The following is a 13,139-nucleotide window of genomic DNA, read 5'->3' as shown; positions in this document are numbered from 1 at the left end:
GAACACGCGCTTAAAAGGGAGGCTTTATTCGGTTGGAGACACAGAATGGAAAAGACCGTCTGGTACGCGGAACCGCGCTGGACGGCAAGGTTCGCGCCTTTGCGGTGCGGACGACACAGTTGGTGGAAGAACTTCGCAGACGTCATGACACGTATCCGACTACTACCGCCGCTTTAGGGCGTACGGTGACGGCCGCAGCCATGATGGGCGCTATGCTCAAGGGCGAAGAAAGACTGTCGGTGCAGGTCAAGGGAGGCGGTCCGGTTGGCCAGATCGTAGCGGATGCCAATGCTAAGGGAGAAGTGCGCGGATACGTTAGCAATCCGCATGTCCATTTGCCCGCGAACAGTCAGGGCAAGCTGGATGTCGCTGGTGCAGTAGGCACGGATGGCTTCATCAATGTGACCAAGGATTTGGGCCTGAAGGAGCCTTATCATGGCAATGTACCGATTATTTCCGGTGAACTGGGCGAGGACTTCACCTATTACTTTGCTGCGTCCGAGCAGACACCGTCGGCAGTGGGACTTGGAGTGCTTGTAGATACGGACAATTCCGTTATTGTGGCCGGAGGCTTCATCATTCAGCTTTTGCCGGGCCTTAGCGATGCCGACATTGATATGATCGAACGGGCCGTGGGACAAATGCCGCCCGTAACGGTACTGCTGGATCAAGGATTGGAGCCGGAGGAAATGCTGAAGTGGCTGCTTCCCGATGTGCGGGTGCTGGATGAGCTGGATATCGTCTTCTCCTGCCATTGCTCTCGGGACCGGGTAGAACGTACCTTGATCAGCCTTGGCCGGGATGAACTGATCCAGCTTCGGGATGAGGATGAGCAGACCGAAGTTATATGCGATTTCTGCAACGAGGCATATGCATTTAATCGAGCGGATCTGGATGCGTTGATCGAGCAGACCTCCAAATAAAAATTTTAGAGTTATATAAGTTGAACTATAAAAGTTACGTAGAAAGGGCATAAGTGTGAAGTGTGCTGAAGTGAAAGCTTTCTGCAAGAAAGCTGCTTCGGGAGCACATGCTCGTAAACGTTCGCCTTTGTGAGAGGATTTCTACCGTATAATATCTTAGTTCAATTAGAGAAATCCGCGAACAACAGCGATCGTAAGAACACTTCACATGTTGCCCTCAGAACGTAAAATTCAGTAGTTCAAAAAGTCATCCTTACTTTGCTTGCTGAAAGGAGTGCGGGCAAAGTATTTTTTTCGGCTATTATTGACAACTCCGATCGGGGTTGTTAATATATAAATAGTAAAACCTACTTAAATACTCGGATATAAAACAACTGCGTATGCAAGCATCCAGAACTGCGGATTCTAATGATATTGTTTATTATTATAAGGAGGGCATTACCATGGCAAAGGTCGTTAACAATGTAACTGAACTGATCGGAGACACCCCGCTCGTCAAGCTGAATCGGATTGTTCCTGAGGATAGCGCTGAAATCTACGTGAAGCTTGAATATCAGAACCCGGGCTCCAGCGTCAAGGACCGGATCGCATTCAGCATCGTTGAGGAAGCGGAAAAGGCCGGGAGATTGAAGCCGGGCGGTACTATTGTAGAAGCAACGAGCGGTAATACAGGGATTGGACTTGCCATGGTAGCTGCGGCAAAGGGATATAAGGCTGTCATTATTATGCCTGAGACTATGAGCTTGGAGCGCCGTAATCTGCTTCGCGCTTACGGTGCCGAATTGGTGCTGACACCAGGGTCGGAAGGGATGAACGGCGCGGTGAAGAAGGCGGAAGAGATTCTGGCTGCGAATCCGGATTATTTCCTCGCCGATCAATTCAGAAACCAGGCTAACGTGAAGATTCACCGTGAGACAACTGGGCCTGAAATCGTAGAAGCCATCGAATCCTTGGGGGGAGAGCTTGATGCCTTTGTGGCTGGGATCGGTACAGGCGGCACAATCACCGGTGCAGGCGAAGTGCTCAAGAACCGTTTCCCGAACGTTAAGGTGTATGCGGTTGAACCTGCAGGCTCGCCAATTCTGGCAGGCGGTAAGCCAGGCCCGCATAAGATCCAAGGGATCGGTGCTAACTTTATTCCTGAGATTCTGAATCAAGACGTATATAATGAAATTATTCATGTTGAGAATGAAGCGGCCTTTGAACAAGCTCGTCAGCTTGCGAAGGAAGAAGGAATTCTGTCGGGCATCTCCTCCGGTGCAGCCGTATTCGCCGCATTGAAGGTTGCGAAGGAGCTTGGCAAGGGTAAGCGTGTCGTTGCTATTGTTCCAAGTAACGGCGAACGTTACCTGAGCACCCCGCTTTACAACTTTGAAGCTTAATTCACTATAGAGGTTGTTCAAAAAGACCCTGACTTTTTGAACTCGCACTTTAAGAGGTTGTTCAAAAGGACATCCTTTGATCACGAAGTTAAGCTGCCCCCGCGCTGTCTCTTGTACGGCTGCGGGGGCCTTTGTATTTTCAAAATGGACGAGGTCTAGTATACTAGCAAACAATAAGCAACCGAGTGCGGAGCTGGAGGTCAGAGGCAGGGTGATGGTGGAGACGTTAATCTCAAAGGAGAACTGGGAGGCTTGGCAGTCGGAGGGAAAGTGGAGACTGCTCCCATGTGTGATCAGCATGAAGTCGCCGGAAGGTCTTCCGAAGGCATGGAAATCAGCCTGGGAACAGGCGAATGCCTATTCTTTTGTGCTGGAGAGCGGTAAAGGGGGCAGATATACGTTCCTGGGTTTAAATCCGGTATCCGTGATTCGTGGAAAGGGCTGTCATGCGGAAGTAAAGGATCTGACTACGGGAGCCGGCAGGAAGCTGATCGGCAAGCCGCTGGAGCTGATCAAGGACTGGCTGGCTCCCTATAAATCGCCGTCCCATCCCGCTCTCCCCAAGCTGGGCGGCGGTGCCGTCGGCTTCCTGGGGTATGATATTGTGCGATCGTTGGAGCGGTTGCCTGCGTTGGCTCAGGATGAGCTTGGGCTGGACGATTATGTGTGGATGCGCTTCGAGGAATTATGGATCTGGGATGAAGCCGAATCGACAGTCTATGCGGTAGTGCACAAGGATATCTCGGTTGAAGAATCATTGGAGGATCAAGACAAGATCAGAACTTCTGATGATGTAGCTGTCCTTTACGATACGGCCCGGGCGAGGGCTGCAGAAATGCTTGAAGCGTGGCGGGCATTCCAGCAGGCGGAGCCATTCCCAGCGATCCAGGAGGAGCAGACACCGTCGCTTGATGAACTGTTCGCCGAGTCTAAAACATCGATGAGCCAATCGGCGTTTGAAGGCGCGGTTCGGCAGGTTCAGGAATATATCGCCGCAGGGGATGTATTTCAGGTGAATCTCTCTCTGAGACATGCTTTTCCTCTAGCTGCTAAGCCCGAAACGATCTATGAAAGCTTGCGTCTGATCAATCCCTCGCCGTATATGGGATTGATCCGCTTGCCCGAATTCCAGCTGGTCTCTGCTTCGCCAGAGCTGCTGGTCAAGCTGGAGACCAGACGCCTCAGCACCCGTCCGATTGCAGGGACTCGCCGCCGCGGGCTGACCGCGGATGAAGATGTCGCGATGGAGGCGGAGCTGCTTAGCAGCGAGAAGGAACGGGCCGAGCACATTATGCTTGTCGATCTGCTGCGTAATGATCTGGGTAGAGTGGCGTCGTACGGCTCTGTTAAAGTTTCCGAGCTGCTGACGGTGGAACGATATTCTCATGTCATGCACCTTGTATCCGAGGTAGAGGGAGCTCTGGCAGAACCGTTAACGGCCTTCGAGGCGATTGCAGCCGTTTTCCCGGGCGGAACGATAACGGGAGCACCCAAGGTGCGTACGATGGAGATTATTGAGGAGCTGGAGCCGGTGACCCGAGGTCCATACACAGGAGCCATGGGTTGGATTGACTATCAAGGAAATATGGAATTAAATATTATCATACGAACGCTGGTTACACAGGATGGAGTCGGTTATATCCAGGCCGGGGCGGGAATCGTGATAGATTCCGATCCTTATCGGGAATACCGGGAGAGTCAAAATAAAGCCAAAGCGATTGCCATAGCGATCCGGCATAGCGCACGATACGCCTTCGAGGCAGAGAACAGGAGATGGAGCACATGATTCTGGTCATCGATAATTACGATTCATTTACCTACAATCTGGTGCAGTATTTGGGTGAGCTGGGCGAGGAAGTGGTCGTTCGCCGCAACGATGAGATCGATCTGGAGGGAATTACGGCGTTGAATCCGGATCATATCTTGATCTCGCCTGGGCCGTGCACACCGAACGAAGCCGGAATTACCCTGGAGGTCATCGAACGCTTCAAGGGCGAGATTCCGATCTTCGGTGTCTGTCTGGGGCATCAGGCCATTGGCCAGGCCTTTGGCGGCAAGGTGATCCGTGCCGAGCGGTTGATGCATGGGAAGACCTCGCCGATTCACCATCAGGGAGAATCGGTATTTGCCGGGCTGCCTTCCCCGTTCACCGCGACGAGATACCACTCCTTGATCGTAGAGCGGGAGACGCTGCCCGACTGTCTGGAGATTACCGCCGAGACAGCCGAGGGTGAAATCATGGGGCTGCGCCACAGGCAATATGCTGTAGAAGGCGTGCAATTTCATCCGGAGTCGATTATTACGGATCATGGGCATCAAATGCTGCGTAATTTCCTGAGCCGCCGCAAGGCGGAGGCGAGTCTATGAACTATATCGGACTGAACGGTGTTCCGGTCCGATCCTCTGAAGCCGTGGTGTCCGTTATGGATCACGGCTTCATGTACGGAATCGGGCTGTTTGAGACGTTCCGAACCTATGAAGGCCATCCCAGTTTACTGGAGCGTCATCTTGAACGGCTTAGAGAAGGCTGCCTGCAGCTGGGGGTTTCATATCAGCCGGATATCGCGATCCTGCGCTCGGAAATCGCGGGATTGCTGGCTTTGAATGGCCTTCGCGACGGGTATTTTCGCCTCACGGTATCGGCGGGCGAGGGGCCGCTTGGTCTTACCGCGGAGGATTATGAACAGCCAACCGTTATTCTGTACGTCAAGTCGCTGCCTCCAGTTGCGCCGACGCTCTATACCGAGGGAAAGCAGCTTTGGCTGCTACAGACTCGCCGCAACACACCGGAGACGAAGGTCCGGCTGAAATCACTCCATTTTATGAATAATGTAAGAGCCCGAAGAGAATTATCCGAATATGAACGTCTTCCCGATAATGGCGGCTCCAGGCTTCCGTCAGAAGGCGTGATGCTGACAGAGGACGGGGTGTTGTCGGAAGGCATTACAAGCAACCTGTTCTTTATCCACGAAGGAGTCTTATATACGCCTGAGATTGAGACGGGGATTCTTCCTGGAATCACACGGGCCGTCGTGCTTGAGCTGGCGGCAGGACTTGGCCTGTCCGCGAGGGAAGGCCGCTACAGTTGGGACACCCTGCTTCGTGCCGACGAGGTGTTCGTGACCAACTCAATTCAGGAGCTGATTCCTGTCACACGCCTTATTTGCCGATACTCGGAGGAGGGGGAAAAGGAGGCAGCCTACCCTGCCTGCGTGCAGGTCGGATCAGGAAAGATTGGGCCATTCACCCGAGACCTGTTGGATTTATATAGAAAGAAGGTAGGAGCAAATGCAGACTCGGATTTATAAGAGAAGCTATGTATGTGGAGAGACCACCTTGACACTGGGGGAACGCACGCTGGTTATGGGCATTTTGAATGTGACCCCGGATTCGTTCTCGGATGGGGGAAAATATAATTCGCCTGATCGGGCCGTGGCTCATGCGCTTCAACTGGTTGCGGACGGAGCGGATATTATCGACCTTGGCGGGGAATCCACCCGTCCTGGGCATGACCCGGTTGGAGAGCAGGAGGAGCTGGAGCGGGTCATTCCTGTCATCGAGGCGCTTCACCGCGAGATTCCGCATATCCCGATCTCGATTGATACGTATAAGGCACGGGTAGCCGAAGAATCACTCAAGGCGGGCGCCCATATTCTGAATGACGTATGGGGCTTCAAGCGAGATCCGGAGATGGCCAGCGTTGCTGTGGCATATCGTTGCCCTGTCATTTTGATGCATAACCGGGATAACCGCGATTACCGCCATCTGATTCAGGATATCGAGGCTGATCTGCGGGAGAGCATCTCGATTGCGAAGCAGGCGGGAGTCAAGGATGAAATGATTATTCTGGATCCGGGGATTGGATTTGCCAAGGAGTATCATGAGAATCTTGAGGTCATGGGCTCGCTGGACCTGCTTGCCGAGATGGGCTATCCCTTATTGCTGGGGACCTCCCGCAAGCGATTTATCCGTACCGCGCTCGAGCTGGGACCGGATGAGGTTGTGCATGGTACCGCAGCGACCGTCGCACTGGGAATTGCCCAGGGCTGCCAGATTATGCGGGTGCACGATGTGAAGGAGATAAAGCAGACCGTACGGATGTGCGACACTATTTTATATAAAAAGAAAGGGGCCGTACTGTAAATCATGGATAGAATGATCATTCGCCGTATGGAATATTACGGATACCACGGTGTGTTCGATGAGGAGCGCAAGCTGGGGCAGCGATTTTACGTGGATCTGGATCTGGAGCTGGATCTGGAGGAAGCGGGAAAGCAGGATGACCTGTCGAAAACGGTAAATTATGCCGAGATCCACATGACGGTAAAAGAAATTGTCGAGAAAAAAAGCTTTAAATTAATTGAGGCGCTTGCCGAATGTATTGCATCGACGGTTCTGGACACTTATACTAGGGTAGATGCCTTGACGGTCGCTGTTACGAAGCCGCATCCGCCGTTCGATATTCATTTTGAGGGTGTGACGGCGCAGCTTCGGCGGTCGAGAAAGTGAGTAGAGTAGTATGTTCAAACTATCTCCCTCTGACGGTTCAGAGGCTTATATTGCATTAGGGGCTAATTTGGGTGATCGGGAAGCAACGCTGATGCAGGCCATTAGCCTGCTTCATGATCATCAGGAAATTACGGTGCTCCGCTGCTCCAAGCTGTACGAGACAGACCCGGTGGGGCCTGTTGACCAGCCTAATTTTGTGAACATGGCGCTGGCATTGCGAACTACGCTTGCGCCGGAGGCTTTGCTTCAGGTCATGCTCCAGATCGAGCATGTGCTTGGGAGGGAACGAACCATTCGCTGGGGACCGCGAACGGTTGATCTCGATTTGTTGTGGATCAAGGGGAAACAAATGGATACGGACCATTTAACCCTGCCTCACCCGCGGATGATGGAGCGGGCTTTCGTGCTCGTACCGATGAATGACATTGTTAATGAAGAAGATCCGGAGTTGAAGGAGCAAATAGAAAGTGCCTTGAACGTCCTGGACGGAAAGGACGGCGTACGATTTTGGAAAACATGCAGCTGGCCCAGCGCATCCGCGCATTCCGCAAACTAAAAGGCTTTACCCAGCAGCAGCTTGCTGAGCAGACCGGTATTTCTCTGGCTGTGCTCGGAGCTATTGAGCGGGGAAACCGCCGCATAGAAGATCAAATTTTAAATAAAATTGCGAATGTTCTTGGCCTGGACCTGGAGGAATTAAAGCTTCCGGAGCGCTAGAGCCCATAATCCATAGATACATGAGAGAAGGAAGTGAACCATCATGCTGAAGATCGGCGATATTGAAATGAAGAATCAGGTCGTGCTTGCTCCTATGGCAGGCGTATGTAATCCGGCCTTCCGGCTTATCGCCAAGGAGTTTGGCACCGGGCTTGTCTGCGCAGAGATGGTCAGTGATAAAGCGATCCTTCACGGCAATAAGCGGACCCGGGAAATGCTGTTCGTCGATGAGCGGGAGAAGCCGCTAAGTCTGCAAATTTTCGGGGGGGACCGCAAATCATTGGTTGAAGCCGCGAAGGTGGTCGATCAGGAGACAAATGCCGATATTATCGATATTAATATGGGCTGTCCTGTTCCCAAGGTGACAAAATGTGATGCAGGAGCCCGCTGGCTGCTCGACCCGAACAAAATTCACGAGATGGTATCTGCAGTTGTCGATGCGGTAAGCAAGCCGGTAACGGTGAAAATGCGTATCGGTTGGGATGCCGAGCATATTTTTGTCGTGGATAATGCCAAGGCCGTGGAGGCTGCAGGCGGCAAAGCGATCAGCGTGCATGGCCGTACCCGGGAACAGCAGTATACGGGATATGCCGATTGGAGCTATATCAAGCAAGCGAAGGAATCAGTCTCTATTCCTGTCATCGGCAACGGGGACGTGAGCACGCCGGAAGACGCGAAGCGGATGCTGGAGGAGACGGGCTGTGACGGTGTCATGATCGGCCGCGGCGCCCTCGGCAATCCTTGGATGCTGTACCGTACGGTGGAGTACCTGAAGACAGGGGTTCTTTTGCCGGAGCCGGAGGCTGAGGAGAAGATCCGCATTGCGATTCTTCATATGGATCGTCTCGCTGCCCTAAAGGGTGAACACGTCGCAGTCAAGGAAATGCGCAAGCATTTGGCCTGGTACCTGAAGGGGCTGAAGGGTGCGGCCCGGATTAAGGATGCTATTATGGAGGAGACCCGGCGTGATGAAATGGTTCGAATTCTTGAAGATTTCGTAGCCAATCAGAATCACGAAATTTTGGAAACCGTGGAAACAGCTTGATTGCTGGGTTCGCGGGGCATAAGGGCGTGAAGCGTTTTCATTCCTTGCGGGTCGCGTCATTGACATTTAAGACCGGTTAACCTATAATTTTTCAGTATAAATTCGCCTCAGGAGATAACTTCCACAACATGGATGGTCTGACCTCCATGCGATTGCATATGATATTCTCAATGATGCGTGATGCGAATATTATTTCCATGACAGGAGAATCGGTTGAGATGAGTGATAAAGAAGTCATTCTTACACAGGACGGTCTGAAGAGACTGGAAGAGGAACTGGAGAACCTGAAGTCGGTGAGACGCCGCGAAGTAGCCGAGCGGATTAAAACAGCAATTGGATATGGCGATATTAGCGAGAACTCAGAATATGAAGATGCCAAGAATGAGCAAGCGTTCATCGAAGGCCGAATCATTACCCTTGAGAAAATGCTGCGCAACGCCCGGATTATCAACAACGATGAAATTGACACGGATACGGTGAGCATTGGCTCGACTGTGACGGTTAAGGATCTGGAGTACGGCGATACGATGGAATATGCGATTGTCGGGACGGCCGAATCCGATCCGCTGCAGAACAAGATATCCAATGAGAGCCCTGTTGGCAAAGCCATTCTTGGCAAGAAGAAGGGTGCTACGGTCGATGTCAATGTACCGGCGGGCGTTATCCAATATAAGATCATCGATATCAAGAAATAAGTTCATTTGAGCGGTGAATTTGAGTTCCAAGAAGCTTCCCCGGCGGAGGCTTCTTTCACTGTTTTTATTGAATAGAATCTAATTAGTGGCAAGGAGTGGGACAAGCAATGAGCGAAGAACAGAACAACCAGGAAGTCGTCCAGATCAGCGATCTGCTGAAGGTGCGTCGCGAGAAATTGGACGAGCTGCGTCAGCTTGGCGTAGACCCTTTCGGGACAAAGTATGAGCGGACGGCAATGGCAGGAGATATCCTGAAGCAGTATGACGGATTGACGCATGACGAGCTTGAAGAGAAGCAGATCAAGGTATCCGTTGCCGGCCGTATGATGGCAAAACGGGTGATGGGGAAGGCCAGCTTTGCGCATATCCAGGACCTGTCGGGCAAGATCCAGATTTATGTCCGCAAAGATAGTGTGCCTGAGGTGAAATATGCTGCTTTTGATACGTTAGATCTGGGGGATATTATTGGAGTTACCGGCGAGGTGTTCAAGACCAAGACCGGAGAGACGACGATTAAGGTTACCGACCTTGAAGTTCTGACGAAATCGCTCTACCCGTTGCCGGACAAGTACCATGGACTTAAAGATGTGGAGCTGCGTTATCGCCAGCGTTACGTTGACTTGATCGTTAACCCGGAAGTGCAGCAGACATTCATCAAGCGCTCACGGATTATCCAGTCAATGCGCCGCTATCTGGACTCGCTTGGCTATCTTGAAGTTGAGACGCCTACCCTTCACAGCATTGCCGGGGGAGCTGCCGCACGTCCGTTTATTACACACCACAATGCACTGGATATGCAGCTGTATATGCGGATCGCAATCGAGCTTCATTTGAAGCGTCTGATCGTCGGCGGTTTGGAGAAGGTATACGAGATTGGCCGGGTTTACCGGAACGAGGGCATTTCAACCCGTCATAATCCGGAGTTCACGATGATTGAATTGTATGAAGCGTATGCCGATTACAAGGACATCATGGCCCTGACGGAAAATATGATCGCTCATATTGCCCAAGAGGTGTTGGGAACCAAGATCGTGCACTATCAAGGCCACGAGGTTGATCTCACTCCGCAATGGCGCCGTGTATCCATGGTCGATGCAGTGAAGGAAGTAACCGGAGTGGACTTCGGCGTGCAAATGTCGAACGAAGAAGCGCATCGTCTGGCGAAGGAGCATAAGGTTCCCGTGGAGCCGCATATGACATTCGGTCATATCCTGAATGCTTTCTTTGAACAGTTTGTAGAAGAGACGTTGATCCAGCCTACATTTGTATATGGTCATCCGGTAGAGATTTCCCCGCTGGCCAAGAAAAATGAAGAAGATCCGCGGTTCACCGATCGCTTCGAGCTGTTCATTGTAGCCCGGGAGCATGCCAATGCCTTCTCCGAGTTGAATGATCCGATCGATCAACGCCAGCGGTTTGAAGCGCAGCTGCTGGAGCGTGAGCACGGAAATGATGAAGCGCATGAAATGGATGATGATTTCATCCGTGCGCTGGAATACGGCATGCCGCCTACCGGCGGACTGGGCATCGGGATCGACCGCCTGGTGATGCTGTTGACCGACGCGCCTTCCATTCGCGATGTACTGCTCTTCCCGCATATGCGGAATACTGTAATTGAATAAGGCTTAGATGAGGTTTGTGAAGAGATATAAAAGAGATCGCAGCAATCCCCAGTCATTCTGCAGGAGAGACAGACCACAAACGGAGAGTTCATATGAAGTGGAAAAAGCTTCATGCCTAACGTGTCATTTATGTAAAGTCGCTGAATCAGCGGCTTTTTTGTTTTATTGTTACAAGTTGTTGTTTTGGAATTCTGGAGTAAAGCTTGAAATATCAAGTTAAGCTTCCACAAGCTAGAATGCAAAGAGGGACTTATCAAAAAAAATTGCAAATGAGGAAGAGGTGGCATATAATTGTCTCGTAGTTAGTGATTGATCAATCACTAACTACGAGACGAAAATAAAACTTAAAGTTGAGAGGAGATACCCCTATGAATCATTTGATTGTGTATGCCCATCCGAGAAAAGAGAGTTTTAACCATGCCATTCTGGAAACGGCCGTCCGAGGTCTTCGGCAAAAAGGACATGAGGTTGTCGTGCGCGATTTGTACGCGATAGAATTTCAACCTGTTATCAGCAGCAGTGAAATTCTGGGCGGCATTGGTGAGGACATCGAGCAGGAGCAAGAGTATCTTAAGTGGGCGGACGTGATCACTTTCATTTATCCGATATGGTGGACTGGGCTGCCGGCTATCGTCAAGGGCTATATTGAGAGAGTCTTTACTTACGGGTTTGCCTACCGTTACGTGAATGGCGAGCAAATGGGATTGATGAAGGGAAAAAAGGCTGTAATTATCAACACGCAAGGAAAATCACATTCCCAATATGCAGAGATGGGAATGGACAAGGCGCTGCTTTTGACTTCCGACACAGGAATATTTGAATATTGCGGTATGGAGGTGCTTCATCATGAAGTCTTTGAGTCCGTGCCGAGCTCTGACGAAGCGGTGCGTTTGGCTTGGTTAAAACAGATCGAGGAGATGACAAGCAAGGCATAACAATATATGATCTTTCTCTGATCAAGGACAGGCTAAGGGTTCCAACGGTGGACTGGATTGTATTGCTTGTTTACACCTTGTATAATTGATCTATTATTGATCAATCAATTTCAACTGGGGGAACAAGAAATGGCGAAATCGGGAACTACAGCGGTCAATCGAAGAGCAGATATTATCTCAGCAGCGATTGAAGTGTTTTCGGAAATAGGCTACTACCGGGCGACGACGGCAGAGGTGGCGAAACGGGCGAACATCTCCCAGCCTTATGTGTTCCGATTCTTCGCAACCAAAGAGAGCCTGTTGTTGACCGCGATTGAGGCGTCCTGGACCCGTGTCATTGAATCTTTCCGCACTATCGTGGAGACAGCTCCTCCTGAAGCACTTGAGAAGCAATTAATCTATGAATACGAGAGCATCCAGGCGAAGCATCAGAACGAAATGTTCTTGCAGTTACAAGCACAATCCATTCGGGAGGAAGCTATTCAGGCAGCGATGCGAGACGGGTTCAAGCAAGTACGGGATATGGTACTTAAGGCTTTTTACGAAGCCGGCGTTGCGAACCCCGAAGAGCGGACCTTGCTGTTCCTTGCACGTGGAATGCTGTGTAACGTCGCTGTGGCGATCAAAATGCCCGAATTAATGAAAAGCTAAGTGTAATTGCTCGGAAATTCAATAACTGAATGAAAAGTAAAGTCAGATGGCCGCGTGTCCACGGAGAAGCAGTTGTCGAACGGCTAGGGAGAGCGGGATCGGGAGAAACCTGTGGAAGTGATGGCAGTTATGTGATGGCACAGGTGATCTTCGTGGATGTCTATCTCATCTATAAAGATGAACCGGATAAGGTGAGGTAGCATCTCGAAGCTCAGAGCTCGAAAGCACCTTGACATTATCTCAGCCGTGAGATGTAGTGTGAGGTAAGAAGCGTTATGCAAAAGTTTGCCCGCAGTAAAATATTACAAAATGGATTTTATTCAGAATGTCTTGCAATGACTATGGATACGTGATACATTATATATCCGGTCGTTAATTACGGCCCATCACGATTTCGAACCCATAAGCATTTAAAAAAGTGCTTGCAATGTTGGATTGAGCGTGATATGATATAAAAGTTGCCGCTGATGAGGTGGTAACGAAAAAGAATCGAAGTTGATCTTTGAAAACTGAACAACGAGTGAGTATTAATAGAGAATGAATAATTCTCGTCAGTTTTGAAATGAGCAAGTCAAACACTTTATTGGAGAGTTTGATCCTGGCTCAGGACGAACGCTGGCGGCGTGCCTAATACATGCAAGTCGAGCGGAGTTGATGAGG

At 50.8% G+C, this 13,139-nt stretch carries 15 protein-coding genes and 1 rRNA gene; all 16 read left to right on the top strand.

Annotated features, from left to right (window positions below; genetic code table 11):
- The first annotated feature begins 32 nt into the window (after positions 1-32).
- Positions 33-923 carry an Hsp33 family molecular chaperone HslO gene (hslO, locus tag TX85_RS24655; RefSeq protein WP_044482583.1) on the top strand — a complete coding sequence of 297 codons (891 nt, stop codon included), beginning with the start codon at positions 33-35 and terminating at the stop codon, positions 921-923.
- Positions 924-1,366: 443 nt separating this feature from the next.
- Positions 1,367-2,305 (top strand): cysteine synthase A, encoded by a 939-nt coding sequence (gene cysK / locus TX85_RS24650; RefSeq protein ID WP_044482582.1) that lies wholly within the window; start codon positions 1,367-1,369, stop codon positions 2,303-2,305.
- Positions 2,306-2,519: 214 nt separating this feature from the next.
- Positions 2,520-4,091, top strand: coding sequence for an anthranilate synthase component I family protein (locus tag TX85_RS24645; RefSeq protein WP_044482629.1), 1,572 nt, complete (start codon positions 2,520-2,522; stop codon positions 4,089-4,091).
- A complete protein-coding gene (gene pabA, locus TX85_RS24640) occupies positions 4,088-4,672 on the top strand; it encodes an aminodeoxychorismate/anthranilate synthase component II (RefSeq protein ID WP_044482581.1) in 585 nt (194 codons plus the stop codon). The genes TX85_RS24645 and pabA overlap by 4 nt, the downstream gene beginning before the upstream one ends.
- The gene (locus TX85_RS24635; RefSeq protein WP_044482580.1) at positions 4,669-5,613 is read left to right on the top strand and encodes an aminotransferase class IV; all 945 of its coding nucleotides are present in this window, start codon (positions 4,669-4,671) and stop codon (positions 5,611-5,613) included. Before pabA ends, TX85_RS24635 begins: the two co-directional genes overlap by 4 nt.
- Entirely contained in the window at positions 5,594-6,448 is an 855-nt protein-coding gene (gene folP, locus TX85_RS24630; protein WP_044482579.1) for a dihydropteroate synthase, read from the top strand. The genes TX85_RS24635 and folP overlap by 20 nt, the downstream gene beginning before the upstream one ends.
- A 3-nt stretch (positions 6,449-6,451) precedes the next feature.
- The gene (gene folB / locus TX85_RS24625; RefSeq protein WP_044482578.1) at positions 6,452-6,814 is read left to right on the top strand and encodes a dihydroneopterin aldolase; all 363 of its coding nucleotides are present in this window, start codon (positions 6,452-6,454) and stop codon (positions 6,812-6,814) included.
- A 10-nt stretch (positions 6,815-6,824) separates the two neighbouring features.
- The gene (gene folK, locus TX85_RS24620) at positions 6,825-7,370 is read left to right on the top strand and encodes a 2-amino-4-hydroxy-6-hydroxymethyldihydropteridine diphosphokinase (protein WP_044482577.1); all 546 of its coding nucleotides are present in this window, start codon (positions 6,825-6,827) and stop codon (positions 7,368-7,370) included.
- Complete coding sequence (locus TX85_RS24615; RefSeq protein WP_044482576.1) at positions 7,322-7,531, top strand: helix-turn-helix domain-containing protein; 210 nt, start codon at positions 7,322-7,324, stop codon at positions 7,529-7,531. Before folK ends, TX85_RS24615 begins: the two co-directional genes overlap by 49 nt.
- Before the next feature lie 43 nt (positions 7,532-7,574).
- Positions 7,575-8,576, top strand: a complete 1,002-nt coding sequence (dusB, locus tag TX85_RS24610; RefSeq protein WP_044482575.1) for a tRNA dihydrouridine synthase DusB — start codon at positions 7,575-7,577, stop codon at positions 8,574-8,576.
- 218 nt (positions 8,577-8,794) lie between these two features.
- On the top strand, positions 8,795-9,271 hold the full coding sequence (greA, locus tag TX85_RS24605; RefSeq protein ID WP_044482628.1) for a transcription elongation factor GreA: 477 nt from the start codon (positions 8,795-8,797) through the stop codon (positions 9,269-9,271).
- A 107-nt stretch (positions 9,272-9,378) separates the two neighbouring features.
- Positions 9,379-10,893, top strand: coding sequence for a lysine--tRNA ligase (gene lysS, locus TX85_RS24600; protein ID WP_044482574.1), 1,515 nt, complete (start codon positions 9,379-9,381; stop codon positions 10,891-10,893).
- A 368-nt stretch (positions 10,894-11,261) separates the two neighbouring features.
- Positions 11,262-11,828, top strand: coding sequence for an NAD(P)H-dependent oxidoreductase (locus tag TX85_RS24595; RefSeq protein WP_044482573.1), 567 nt, complete (start codon positions 11,262-11,264; stop codon positions 11,826-11,828).
- Positions 11,829-11,957: 129 nt separating this feature from the next.
- A complete protein-coding gene (locus tag TX85_RS24590; protein WP_044482572.1) occupies positions 11,958-12,479 on the top strand; it encodes a TetR/AcrR family transcriptional regulator in 522 nt (173 codons plus the stop codon).
- Positions 12,480-12,508: 29 nt separating this feature from the next.
- A complete protein-coding gene (locus tag TX85_RS26940; protein ID WP_158297377.1) occupies positions 12,509-12,679 on the top strand; it encodes a hypothetical protein in 171 nt (56 codons plus the stop codon).
- Between the two features lie 380 nt (positions 12,680-13,059).
- Positions 13,060-13,139 (top strand): 16S ribosomal RNA (locus TX85_RS24585); the annotation flags it as partial.

Origin of the sequence: Paenibacillus antibioticophila (assembly GCF_000455265.1) — a bacterium.
GTDB classification, from domain to species: Bacteria; Bacillota; Bacilli; order Paenibacillales; family Paenibacillaceae; genus Fontibacillus; species Fontibacillus antibioticophila.
Note: the sequence above shows the minus strand (reverse complement) of the source record. Positions and strands in the feature narration are given on the sequence as shown.